At 73.7% G+C, this 12588-nt stretch carries 10 protein-coding genes; 5 read left to right on the plus strand and 5 right to left on the minus strand.

The features are described from left to right. Positions 1-226: 226 nt before the first annotated feature. The 3 genes from ACFYNP_RS08220 to ACFYNP_RS08230 all read left to right on the plus strand — a co-directional run bounded on the left by ACFYNP_RS08220 (position 227) and on the right by ACFYNP_RS08230 (position 5543). A complete protein-coding gene (locus ACFYNP_RS08220) occupies positions 227-1651 on the plus strand; it encodes an acyl-CoA synthetase (protein ID WP_388407803.1) in 1425 nt (474 codons plus the stop codon). A gap of 16 nt (positions 1652-1667) precedes the next feature. Further along, positions 1668-3077: a carboxyl transferase domain-containing protein gene (locus tag ACFYNP_RS08225; RefSeq protein WP_388783705.1), complete on the plus strand. Its 1410-nt coding sequence runs from the start codon at positions 1668-1670 to the stop codon at positions 3075-3077. Positions 3078-3986: 909 nt separating this feature from the next. Further along, a complete protein-coding gene (locus tag ACFYNP_RS08230; RefSeq protein WP_388783708.1) occupies positions 3987-5543 on the plus strand; it encodes a right-handed parallel beta-helix repeat-containing protein in 1557 nt (518 codons plus the stop codon). On the opposite strand, the gene ACFYNP_RS08235 is transcribed toward ACFYNP_RS08230, so the two are convergent. After that, entirely contained in the window at positions 5516-6754 is a 1239-nt protein-coding gene (locus ACFYNP_RS08235) for an MFS transporter (protein ID WP_388784291.1), read from the minus strand. The two genes, ACFYNP_RS08230 and ACFYNP_RS08235, sit on opposite strands and share 28 nt — an antisense overlap. A 303-nt stretch (positions 6755-7057) precedes the next feature. Beyond that, the gene (locus ACFYNP_RS08240) at positions 7058-8317 is read right to left on the minus strand and encodes a Tm-1-like ATP-binding domain-containing protein (protein ID WP_388783710.1); all 1260 of its coding nucleotides are present in this window, start codon (positions 8315-8317) and stop codon (positions 7058-7060) included. A gap of 324 nt (positions 8318-8641) precedes the next feature. Here ACFYNP_RS08240 and ACFYNP_RS08245 point away from each other — a divergent pair, with 324 nt between their 5' ends. Continuing rightward, positions 8642-8821: a hypothetical protein gene (locus ACFYNP_RS08245; RefSeq protein ID WP_388783713.1), complete on the plus strand. Its 180-nt coding sequence runs from the start codon at positions 8642-8644 to the stop codon at positions 8819-8821. 114 nt (positions 8822-8935) lie between these two features. Then, entirely contained in the window at positions 8936-9133 is a 198-nt protein-coding gene (locus ACFYNP_RS08250; protein WP_388783715.1) for a hypothetical protein, read from the plus strand. A 461-nt stretch (positions 9134-9594) separates the two neighbouring features. Here the strand turns inward: ACFYNP_RS08250 and ACFYNP_RS08255 are convergent, their stop codons facing one another. From ACFYNP_RS08255 to ACFYNP_RS08265, 3 genes are all read right to left on the minus strand, one after another. After that, entirely contained in the window at positions 9595-10080 is a 486-nt protein-coding gene (locus ACFYNP_RS08255; RefSeq protein WP_388783717.1) for a hypothetical protein, read from the minus strand. A 576-nt stretch (positions 10081-10656) separates the two neighbouring features. Further along, positions 10657-11322, minus strand: coding sequence for a response regulator (locus tag ACFYNP_RS08260; RefSeq protein WP_388783720.1), 666 nt, complete (start codon positions 11320-11322; stop codon positions 10657-10659). Then, positions 11319-12482, minus strand: a complete 1164-nt coding sequence (locus tag ACFYNP_RS08265; RefSeq protein ID WP_388783723.1) for a sensor histidine kinase — start codon at positions 12480-12482, stop codon at positions 11319-11321. Before ACFYNP_RS08265 ends, ACFYNP_RS08260 begins: the two co-directional genes overlap by 4 nt. Positions 12483-12588 lie beyond the last annotated feature (106 nt).

Consider the following 12588-nt stretch of genomic DNA (forward strand, 5'->3'; position numbering starts at 1 on the left):
CGGGGCGCGGGGAACCGCGCGAACACCCGCACACGGCCGCCGCCCCGCCGTGACGGCGCTCACGCGCAAGCCGCCTTCCGCAGGACGCGCGGCCGGGTACGGCAGGATGCCGATCACGCGCCCGGAGCGCGCCGCGTAGGGTCGAGGACCTGGGACCCGGCACCGTTCGGGGCCCGCCCGCGCAGTCTGCCCTGACCCGCGCCGTCTACCCCGAGGAGTCCCTTACGTGTCCCCTCTCTTCCCCGCCCTCCACGCCTCCGAGCCGCGGGAGGCGATCCGCTTCGGCGGCCACGCACTGACCTACGCCGAACTGGCCTCCGCCGCAGGCTCGTTGGCCCACCGGATCGCGGACGCGGGGCGGATCGCCGTCTGGGCGACGCCGACGCCGCAAACGGTGGTCGGCGTGGTGGCGGCGCTCGTCGCGGGCGTACCGGTGGTGCCGCTGAACCCGAAGACGGGCGAACGGGAGCTGACCCACATCGTCCGCGACAGCGAGCCCGCGGTGGTGCTGGCCGCCGCGGACGACCAACTCCCGTCCCCACTGGATGAGTTGACCCGTATCGACGTGCACACGGACGCGCCACCGGCCGGGCCGGGCCCGGCGCTGCCCCCGGAGCCCGACGACGAGTCGGCGGCGCTGATCGTCTACACCTCCGGGACGACCGGCCCGCCGAAGGGCGCGGTACTGCCGAGGCGGGCGATCGCGGCGACGCTCGACGCACTCCGGGACGCCTGGGAGTGGTCGGCCGACGATGTTCTGGTGCACGGGCTCCCGCTGTTCCACGTGCACGGACTGATCCTGGGCGTCCTCGGCCCGCTGCGCCGCGGCGGCTCGGTGCGCCACCTGGGCCGCTTCTCGGTGGAGGGCGTGACGCGCGAGCTGTCGACGGGCGCGACCATGCTGTTCGGGGTGCCGACGATGTACCACCGGATCGCCGAAGCGGCCCCTGCGGACCGGGAGTTGGCGAAGGCCCTGGCGGGGGCGCGCCTGCTGGTGTCCGGCTCGGCGGCACTGCCCGCCCCCGACCACCGCCGCATCGCGCAGGCCACGGGCCGGGCGGTCATCGAGCGGTACGGCATGACGGAGACCCTGATGCTGTGCGCCGAGCGGGCCGACGGCGGGGACCGGCCCGGCACGGTCGGCGCGCCGCTCCCCGGCGTCGAACTGCGCCTGGCCGACGAGTCGGACGGCATCGGCGAGGTCCAGGTGCGCGGCCCGAACCTGTTCACCGGCTATCTGAACCGTCCGGACGCCACGGCTGCGGCCTTCACCGAGGACGGCTGGTTCCGCACCGGGGACATGGCGAGCCTGGACGCGGACGGCCAGGTGCGGATCGTCGGCCGCCAGGCCACCGACCTCATCAAGAGCGGCGGCTACAAGATCGGCGCCGGTGAGATCGAGAACGCGCTCCTCGGCCACCCCGGCGTCCGCGAGGCCGCGGTGACGGGCGAGCCGGACGAGGACCTGGGCGAGCGCATCGTGGCGTGGGTGGTGCCTGCCGACCCCCAGTCACCGCCGGACGAGAGCGAGTTGACCAACCACGTGGCACGCGAACTCGCCCCCCACAAACGCCCCCGCGTGGTGCACTACCTGGCCGAACTGCCCCGCAACGACATGGGGAAGATCATGAAGCGAGCCCTGCATGCCTGAGGGAATGACAGAGGGAATGGCAGAGCGGACGCCGGACCGGGCGTCGGAGCGGACGCCGGGCCGGCCGTCGGAGCGGACGTCCGCTCGGGCGGCGATCGCCACGGTGACGGACGAGTTCACCGAACTGCCGTTCCCCGCAAGGGACTTCCCGCTGGACGGCCCCCTCGCCTGGGAGGGTTACGGGGCCTCCCGGGCCAGGGCGACGGAGCGGACGGGCGAGGACGAGTCGGTGATCACCGGCCTCGCGGAGGTGGCGGGCCGGGCCTGCGTCCTGATCTCCTTCGAGTTCGGCTTCCTCGGTGGTTCGCTGGGGCTGCGGACGGGCGACCGCCTGGAGGCGGCGTACGCGGCGGCGCGCGAGCGGCGCCTGCCGCTCGTCTCCCTCATCGCGACCGGCGGCAGCCGGATGCAGGAGGGCATGCTCGCACTGGGCCAACTCCAGCGCGTGGCACGGCAGTCGGCTCTGCTGAGGGAAGCGGGCCTGCCGCAGATCGCGGTGCTGCGCGACCCGACGACGGGCGGCGGCTGGGCCACGCTGGGGGCGGGCGCCGATGTGGTGCTCGCGCTGCCCGGCGTCCAGATCGGCTTCGCGGGCTCACGGGTGCGCCCGGTGGACGCGGACCCGGCGGCCTACCGGGCGGAGGGCCAGCTCGCGGCGGGCCAGATCGACGCGATCGTACGCCGCCAGGATCTGCGGGGCGTCCTGGCGGGCTGGCTCACGCTGCTCGGCGGCGCCCGCCCCGAGGAACCGGGCCCGGCCCCGGTTCCGGCACCGCTTCCGGCACCGCTTCCATCGCCCTTCGGCGACTCGGGCCTTCCGGCGGACGGCTGGGAGGCGGTGTCCCGGGCGCGTGCGGCGGACCGTCCGCGCGCCGAGGCGTACCTGGACGCGTACTTCCCGCACCGCCAGGCGCTGGTGGGCGACCGGTGCGGGGGCGTGGACCCGGGGATGCTGTGCGGCTTCGGGCTGCACGCGGGGGTGAGTTACGCGTACGCCGCCCAGACCGGCACCGCGACACGCCCCGCGGGGTACCGGACGGCGGCCCGCCTCATCCGCCTGGCCGACCGCCTCGGCATCCCGGTCCTGACCCTGATCGACACCCCCGGCGCGGCGAACGACGCGGCGGCGGAACGGGAGGGACAGGGCGCGGCGATCGCGGATGCCTTCGCGGCCGTGGCCTCCGCACGGGTCCCCGTGACGACGCTGGTCATCGGCGAGGGCGGCTCGGGCGGGGCGCTCGCCCTGACGCCCCCCGACCGCATGTGGGTGACGGCGGACAGCTACTTCTCGGTGATCGCGCCGGAGCCGGCGGCGGCGATCCTGAAGCGCCCCGCATCGGAGGTGCGGCGGACCGCGTCGCAACTCCGGTTGCGTCCACAGGACTTGGTGGAGCTGGGGGTGGCGAGGGGGGTGCTTGGCGCGTAGCTCCGGGGGCGGGGTGGGGTGACCACGGTGTGCTTGCCCCCGGTACGGCTTGCCCGCGGTGCGGCTTGCCCGGGATGCGGCTTGCCCGCGGTACGGCTTGCCCCCGGTACGGCTTGCCCCCGGTGCGGCTTGCCCCCGGTGCGGCTGGGGCTCCGCCCCAGACCCCGGTTGCGGCCCCTCCCCGCCCCTTCCCTAAACCCGCCGGGGGTGGAATGCGGGTGGGTGGGCATCCGGGGGCTGCGCCCCGGGCCCCACTTGTTCGGGTGCGGACCGTGCACGGCTGGTCGCGCAGTTCCCCGCGCCCCTGTAGGTCGCCCAGTACTCCGGTCGCGCCCACCGCGGCAGAGCCGCGCAATCTCACAGCCCCGCGCCCCCGTAGGTCGCCAGTACCCCGGTTGCGCCCACCGCGGCAGAGCCGCGCAATCTCACAGCCCCGCGCCCCCGTAGGTCGCCAGTACCCCGGTCGCGCCCACCGCGGCAGAGCCGCGCAATGTCACAGCCCCGCGCCCCTATATACCCCGCGCCCCTGGAGGTGCCCCAGAGCCTGCCGGTGCTGGCCGGCATCGGGCATTTCAGCCCGTCATGGGGGTCCCCCTGGCCCTTAAGGCCTTGGGGAGATGGAGGACGAGCGCCCTCAAGGCGCGAACAGGGTCTGGGGGCGGAGCCCGCAGGGTCACTTCACCCCCGGAGGGTTGCGGGAAGGGGCGGGGCGGGGCGACTCCCGGGGCCTGGGGCCGAGCCCCAGAGACCCGGAACCAACCAACCAACCCCGAGCCACGGGCGGGAAGGCGGGCAGAAAAGCGCCCAGGACCGGGGCGGAGCCCCAGGGGGCGGACAAACGCAGGCCAGTACTTGGACTTTCGCGCGGGGGCGATTGGGCGCCCGCACCCCAAGGGGAGCCTCCCCCGCATGAGACACACCGCCCTCCTCACCGTCGCCCTCGCCCTCGTGACACCCGCCCAAGCCCCCGCGCAAGCGGCGCCCGCACCCCCCGCCACCCACTACGTGGACTGCCGCGCCGGCAACGACACCAACGCCGGCACCGACCCCGCCCACCCCCTCCGCACCCTCGCTAAGGCAAGCGCAAGAACGTACCGGCCCGGCGAGCAGATCCTCTTCAAACGGGGCACCACCTGCACCGGCACCTTCGCCCCGCAGGGCTCCGGCACCCCCGCCGCGCCCATAGCGGCCGGAGCGTACGGCACCAGCACCGGCAAGCCGCACATCGACGGCAACGGCGCCCGAGCAGCCGTACTGCTCGACAACGTCCAGCAGTGGGAGCTGCACGACCTCGACGTGTCCAACACCGGCCCGGCGACCACGACCGCCCGCCGCGCGGGCATCCTCGTCCGCCTCACCGACTTCGGCACCGGCCACCACTACGCCGTACGCGACGTCGACGTACACGACGTGAACGGCGCCGACTTCAAGGACCCCGACCCCTCAGGCGGCATCCTCTTCGCGGCCCAGGGCGCGCTCACCCCCACCGGCTTCGACGACGTCACAGTGAGCGGTTCCACCGTGACCCACGTCGACCGCACCGGCATCGGGACGTCCTCCACCTGGGGCCGGCGCCCCGAGCACCCCCAAGGCCCGGGCACCACCTTCGTGCCGATCACCGGCCTGCGCGTCGAGAACAACCGCGTCGCGGACACCGGCGGCGACGGCATCGTCATCCAGAACGCGGACGGCGCGCTCGCCGAGCACAACACCGTGGACGGGTTCAACGCCCGCTCCGCCGGCTACAACGCCGGCCTGTGGGCGTGGAATTCGGACCACGTCCGCTACCAGTACAACGAGGTCTCCCACGGCCACGGCACCCGCGACTCGATGGCCTTCGACATCGACGGCGGCAACAACGGCAACGTCTACCAGTACAACTACAGCCACGACAACGAGGGCGGTTTCCTGCTCGTCTGCAACGGCACCGGCATGACGTCGGCCGACAACGTCGTGCGGCACAACATCAGCGTCAACGACCGCAACCGCAGCGCCCCGTACGGCATCGTGTCCGTGGTGTGCGGCCCCACGACCCGCACCCAGGTGTACGACAACACCGTCGTGACGAACCAGTCCGGCACCGCCATGGTCAGCGACAACGGCCCCGGCAACGTCACCTTCCGCAACAACGTCTTCGTGTCGAGCGCGCCCGGCGGCGCCCCCTTCGCGGACCCCCGCAACGCCTACGACCACAACCTGTACCGGGGCGTGGGCGCCGCGCCCGCCTCCGACCGCTCCCCCGTGACCACCGACCCCGCCTTCACCGCCCCGGTCCCGGCGGGCCCGTACGACGTCCAACTGCGCCCGGGATCAGCGGCGTTGAGGGCAGGGATCCCGGTCGCCGACGGCGTCACCCGGGACTGGTTCGGCAACGCCATCGCGTCCCCGCCGAACATCGGCGCCTACCAGGGCCCGGGCGCGGCACCCGGTTACTCCGGCTACGGCACCGGGTTGCGCGCGTCGTAACGGGAGAAGCCGCGGCGGCTGAGCCCGAGCACCGTGACCGCGAGGACACAGGCGAGGCCGCCGCCCACCACCATCCCGGTGGGCGAGGTGAGGTCGGCGACCGTACCGGCGAGGAAGTCACCGAGCCGCGGCCCGCCCGCGACGACCACGATGAACACGCCCTGGAGCCGTCCGCGCATGTCGTCGGGTGCGGCGACCTGCATCATCGTGTTGCGGAACACCATGGACACGGTGTCGGAGAACCCGGCGACGGCGAGCATGAGCAGCCCGAGCCACAGCTGCCGGGTCAGGCCGAACGCCGCGATGGCCGCGCCCCACCCGCCCACCGAGATCAGCACCGCGAGCCCGTGCCGCTGGATACGCCCCTGCCAGCCCGAGAACACCCCGCCGAGCAGCGCGCCGACCGCGGGTGCCGCGACGAGCAGCCCGGTGGTGCGGGCGTCGCCGCCGTACCAGAGGACGGCGACGGCCGGGAACAGGGCGCGGGGCTGGGCCAGGATCATCGCGCAGAAGTCACTGAAGAAGGTCATGCGCAGATTGGGCCGGGTGGCCAGGAACCGCAGACCCTCCAGGACCGAGGGCCGCTTGGCGCCGGCGCTCCGCTCGGGCAGCATCGCGGGCAGCCGCCACATCGCGTACAGGGAGGCGGCGAAGGTGATCGCGTCGATGAGGTACGCCGTCTTGTACCCGGCGAAGCCGACGACGAGGCCGCCCAGCATGGGTCCGACGAGCGTGCCGGTCGTCATGACCATGGAGTTGAGCGCGTTGGCCGCGGGCAGGTGCTCGGGCGGCAGCAGCCTGGGGATCATGGCCGAGCGGGCGGGGCCGTTGAGCGCCTGGCAGACGGACTGGAGCGCGATGACCGCGTACAGGAACCACACGTTCGCAACCCCGGCGAACGTCCCGGCCGAGAGCGCGGCGGAGAGTACGGCCGAGCCGAGCGCGCTGTACAGGCCGAGCTTGCGGCGGTCGACGGTGTCGGCGATGGCGCCGCCGTACAGACCGAACACGACCAGCGGTACGAGGGTGAAGATGCCGACCAGGCCGACGTAGAAGCTGGAGCCGGTGAGGTCGTAGACCTGGAGGGAGATCGCCAGGGCCGTCATGGCGCTGCCGACCCACGAGACCATGTTGCCGAACCAGAGCCGGCGGTAGTCCGCCGATATCCGGAACGGCGTGAGGTCGGCGAATATGCGGCGCCGCACCGGTATCTCCCCGCCGCTTCCGGTTCCGGTGGCGGGGACGGCGGGTGCCGGGACGGCCGGTGCCGGGACGGCGGGAGGGGGTGCCGCGGGGGTGTCGGTGGGCTGTTCGGCTCGTTCGGTCACGCGGGATGCTAACCCCCACCGCGGGCCCCCAGGTAGGGGCGACCTCACAGCACGAGCCCCGCCACGTGCGCGAATGCCCCCGGGCGCCCGGTGACCGCCCGCACTCTCAGCCCCCTCTCCCCCGGGTTCCCCGCGTCCCCCGCGTCCTTCACCGGCCGTCGCGTCCCTCACCCGCCGTCGCGTCCTTCACCGGCCGTCGCTCGTGACCGTCCCGATCGCCGCGTGCAGCCGCTCCGCCGCCGCCCGCCCGAAGGCGGGATCGTTGAGGTGCGTGTCGTACTCGACGATCTCCACCGCGCTGCCCCGCAGCCCCTCCCGCAGCGCCCCGAACAGCGCCCGGTCGGCCTCCGGGTCGTGGTACGGGCCGCCCGGCTCGCCCAGTGTGGACAGCCCGCGCAGCGGCAGGCACACGGAGGTGCGCCCGCGCGCCGCACGGAGTTTGGCGGCGACCCTGCGGCCGAGCTCCGCGCACTCCTCCGGGCTGGTCCTGATCACCGTGATCGACGGGTTGTGCACCCGTACGTTCCGGCCGCGCACCCGCTCCGGCAGCGAGTCGAGCGGCCCGAACTTCACCATGTCGAGCGCTCCCGGACCCACCACCTGGGGCGTGCCGTGCCGCCCGGCACCGCACAGCCGGGCGGGGCCCGCGCTCAGGACGCCCCCGACGAGGTCGTCGGCGAGTTCACTGAGGGTCAGGTCCAGTACGCCCGCGAATACGCCCTCCCCGGCGAGCTTCTCCAGGGTGCGCCCGCCGGCCCCGCTGGCGTGGAAGACCAGCACGTCGTAACCGAGTTCGGTGAGCCGCTCGCGCGCCGCGTCCACCCCCGGAGTGGTCACCCCGGCCATACTGGCCGCCACCAAAGGCCTTGCCCCGGATGCGAGTTGATGGGCCGTCAGCGCGCGGCTCCGCTCCGCCTCGAAGCCCTTGGCCATTCCGGCGGCCGCGTCCACGGCGTTGGCGAAGACCGATCCGGTGACGCGATTGATCCCCGCGATGTCGACGACGCTGTACATCATGGCGATGTCCGAGGACCGCACGTACGGCGTGACATCGCCGGCCGCCATCGAGGAGACCATCAACTTCGGTACGCCGAGCGGAAGTCCGCGCATGGCCCGTGTGGCGATCGACGTACCCCCACTCCCCCCGATGGCCAGTACGGCATGCAACTCATCCCGCACGTACAGCTGTTGGACGACCGAGGCGACACCTTCGGCCATCACCGACACGGCGGCCCCCCGGTCGTGCTCGCCGCGCAGTACGGCCAGATCGGCCCCGGCGGCCGCGGCGACCGCGTGGCGCGGCACATCGGCGGGCACCCGCGGCTCGCCGATCACCCCGGCGTCCACGAGGGTGACCCCGACCCCTGCGCGCAGCAGCCGCTCGCGCATCCAGCCGTACTCCTCGCCCTTGGTGTCCAGCGTTCCTACCAGCACGACCACAGCCATGGTCGGTAATGTCCACGCTCAGCCCCCACCCCGGCAAGACCCCCTCGCCGACGGGCCCGTACCCCGGGCGGGTCAATGCGCCGCACCCCGCTTTCCCGGCGATCCCGGGCCGTTCGAAGGCGCCGAACACGCCCGCACGAGCACATCACCTCAGGTGGGGGCCACGGCGGCCGGAACCGGTGGCCGCCGCATCCTTTGCGCCACGCCTGCATGCGCGCGCCGAAGGCCCTGAGCGCCGCTACGCTTCCCCCGATCAGTAAGCGTCGTCGCCGCCCCCGCCGTCCTCAGGCGGGGGCGGCGACGCATCTCGCCGAAAGGCTCACCATGAACACCCTGATCTCCGCCGCCGCCCGCAGCACCGCCACCCCGGGACCCGCCCGGCGCGTCCCGCTCGTCGCGCGCGCCGCGGCCCAGCACGCCGGCCGCGTTCCCGCCGCCCTCGACCGCGTCACCGCGGCCGCCACCAACGTGCCGAGCGCCTCGGCCTTCCAGTCCGCCCTGTGAAAGATTCGTAGCCCCCGGCCCCCGACCAGAAGCCCCCGGCAGCCGCACACCCCGTGCACGCCACTGGGGGCTTTTGTCCGCGCCTCCCGCGGGCCCGCCGCCCCGGCACCCTTCGTGCACCGCCGGCCCCGGCTCGCCCACCATCCGACGGGCCACGTAGACGCGCCGGGCATCGACCCGGTCATGCCGGCGGCGGCCGACCGGATCAGAATCCTGTCGGGTTCGATCACGGAGGTACCCCTCGACCGGGAGTACGACGTCATCGTCTCCTGTCTGTCGTTCACCAACTCCCAGCCGGAGCAGGTCCGTTAGATCCTGGACCGCCGCCTGCCGGTGCCGGCCCCGGGCGGGCACCCGACGTTCTTCGACAACCTCGGCACGCGTGTCGCGCGCGGCGCCTTCGGCTGCCGCGCGGCAGCCGCCAGACGCCGTGAAGTGACCACGGTCCTCGACGAGTTCACCCGTGGCCACGGCGGACGGCGGAGCGTGGTGTGGCACAACCTCCCCCCCGGCCCGGGTCCGGCACCTGCGGACGGAGCCGGCAGGCCGACGCGCGAACGCCGCCGCTTGACGCGAGCTCGTCCCCAAGTGGTGCTCCGCGCCTCGGTGTTGGGGGGCCACCCGGCCGTCTCCGGAGCTGGTGTGACCCCTGAAGCCCCACCCCCGACCCCACCCCCGACGGGCCCTCGCCCGCCACGGCGCCCCGCCCTTGGCCGCCCTGCGCCACGGCGCCCCGCCCTCGACCGCCCTCCGCCCCCGGGCACCCCGGCCGCTCAGAGCCGGTGCACTCCGCGCCAGGTCCAGCCGGCCTCCAGGACCGTGTTCCGCAGGGGGTCGCGCATGTCCCGCGAGTCGAACTGGACCACCTTGCGCCGACGGCCGTCCGGGCCCTTCTCGTACGTCCACTGCACCCCGACACCCGGGCCGCGACTCCACTGGCGGGACAGACGGCTCGGCCGGGGCGGGTTCCCCACCAGGCCCACCTCCCGCACCTCGTCCAGGACGCGCACCTCGCGCTCGCGGGCGACCAGCCGCATGCGGGTCTTCATGGACCGCTGCACCCGAGTGCCCCTGAGGGAGTCCCCGACGGCCCCGGGCAGCACGATCTGCCACTCCGCCACCAGATCCGCCTTCTCCCCGCCGAAGGCGTAACGGACACGGAAGGGGACGCCGGTTGCGTTCAGCGCGAGCAGCGCGTCCCGGATCTCCTGGGTGGGAAGCGGAGCGACCCCGTCGGCGGGGTACTTGGTGCCCGTCATCCGGTCCCGAAAACGTCTCCATATGCCGTTGCGACGGCCCATCACCGCGCCCCCTCCTGCGGTTCCGTAGGCCGGCCGCCACACATTCGGAACGCATGGGGCGCCGAATCCCCGAATCCTTCTCGGCGTGAATCGGCCGGCTGCCCGCCAACCCTACGCGGACCGCCGGGAGTCGGGGCGAGGGCGCCGGCAGGGGGCGCCCGGACCCCCGTCGGCGCGCCGCCGCGACCTGCGCGCCGGGGCTGACGGGGCCGTGCGGGTGATCACTCGATGGAGGTCGCCGACCCTGCGCGGACAGCCGGTCCCGCACTGCCCGACCACACCGGCCCCGCCCCTGGGAAAACACCAAAGGCGCAGGCCAGATCGTTTCTGCACCTGCGCCTCGCAGTGGGGCGGGTGGGACTCGAACCCACGGCCGACGGATTACGTCCACGTCCTGGTGGGCCGTCGGTTCCTTAGCGCTTTTCATGGGCCACCCCCAGCCAGTCGGATCCCGGTGAACCCAACATCAGGGAGGGGCGCTTACACCTCGATCACCGGTCGCTTTCAGAGCCCGCGCACAGGAAACGAGGAGGGTCAGAGGGAGTGGCCCCGGTGCAGGCCGGCGTCCCGCGCGACCAGCGCGGCCTGCACCCGGTTGCCCACTTCCAAGGCGGCCAGAATTCGGCTCACATGGGCTTTGACCGTGCTTTCCCGCATGCCCAGTACCGTGGCGATCTCGGCGTTGGACGCGCCGTCCGCCAGCAGCCCGAACACATCCGTCTCGCGGGGGGTGAGCCGCTCGACCCTGGCCCGGGCGGCCCGCACACCGCCGCCGGCGGCCGTGCGGTGGTAGCGGTCGACCAGGCGGCGGGCCGCCGTCGGATGGAGCATGGCCTGCCCCTCGGCGACGACGTGGACGGCCCGGACGATCTCGGCGGAGTCGGTGTCCTTGAGGAGGAAGCCGGAGGCGCCCGCGGCGAGCCCGTCGTACACGTACTGGTCCAGGTCGAAGGTGGTGAGCATGACGACCTGGGGCGGCCGGGGCAGGGCCCGCAGCCGCTGGGTGGCCGCGATTCCGTCCATGCGCGGCATGCGGACGTCCATCAATGCCACGTCGATGCTCTGCGCGGCGGCCAGGTCGAGGGCTTCCAGGCCGTCGCCTGCCTGCGCGGCGACCGTGATGCCCGGGTCGTCGGAGAGGATGTCGGCGAGGGCGATGCGGACCAGACGGTCGTCGTCGACGATCAGCGTACGAATCATGAAGTCGCCTGCTCCGGACGGCCGTTGGCGCCCTGGTCAAGGGGGAGTTCGGCGGCGACGAGCCAGCCGCCGGAACCGGACGGGCCGTAGTGCAGGCTGCCGTTGAGGGCGGCGACCCGCTCGGTCAGCCCGATCAGGCCGTATCCGCTGGGCGCGGCGGGGTCCCGGGACGGCGTCCCCGGGCCGTTGCCGACCTCGACGGTGGACAGCGGCGGCCCGTACCGCACGGTGACCCGCACCGGCGCGCCCGGGGCGTGCTTGCGGGCGTTGGTGAGGGACTCCTGGACCAGGCGGTGCACGGCGAGCCGGTGGCTGGCCGGCAGGCCCTCGGCGCCGCCCCGGACGTCGGCCTCGATCCTTTGCCCCGCCGAGCGGGCCTCATCCAGCAGCGCGGACAGGTCCTGCAGCCCCGGGGTCCGCGCACCGCCGCCGCCGGTGTGGTCCCGCAGGGCCCCGAGGACATCACGCAGGTCGTCCAGCGCGTCCTTGGAGGTGGTGCGCAGCTGGGCGATGCGCTCGGCGACCGGTTCCGGGAGCTCGTCGGCGCGTCGGCGCAGCGCACCCGCGTAGAGGGCCAGCAGGCTGAGGCGGTGGGCGAGGACGTCGTGCATCTCGGCCGCGATTTTGGCCCGCTCGTTCAATCTGGCCTGTTTCACCCTCAGTTCACGCTCGACCCGGAGCTGGTCGACCTGAACGGTGAGGCTGGCGACGAGCCTTCGCCTGCTGCTCGCCCACAGACCGAGGGCCAGGGCCAGACCGAACGGCATGACCGGGCCGTAGGAGCGCACGCTCCACAGGAGTTGGTCGGACTGCAGGAAGTGGTTGCCGATCAGCGCCGCCACCGCGGCGACCGCGGCGACCGCGATCCGGCCCCGGGAAGCGAGGTGGAAGACGGCGATCAGGAGCGGCAGCGGGTCCCCGAGCCAGGCGGCCGCGGCCGTGGTGACGCCCCCGGTGACGGCGGGCAGCCGGTACCGCAGCAGCAGCGACAGGCTCGCGACGGCCGCGCCCGCGACCCGCGGGTCGAAGGCGTCGCCGTCGGCCCCGACCACGGCGGTCTGCACCGACAACTCACCGACCAGCGCGACCAGCAGGGCCTCAGCCCACCACGGCCATCTCCGGGCATCCGCACTCAGCACGGGTGAAGCGTAGGTGTCCACGGTGTCCCCCCTCCTCCGCACTCCGGCGATCAAGACCCCCTACTTTCGTACGGTGCGCCCGTCGCACAACAGCCGATGGCACGGTTCGCGCCGCTTCCTAGCGTCG

It is taken from the genome of Streptomyces sp. NPDC006691 (assembly GCF_042869955.1).
In the GTDB taxonomy this organism is placed as follows: domain Bacteria; phylum Actinomycetota; class Actinomycetes; order Streptomycetales; family Streptomycetaceae; genus Streptomyces.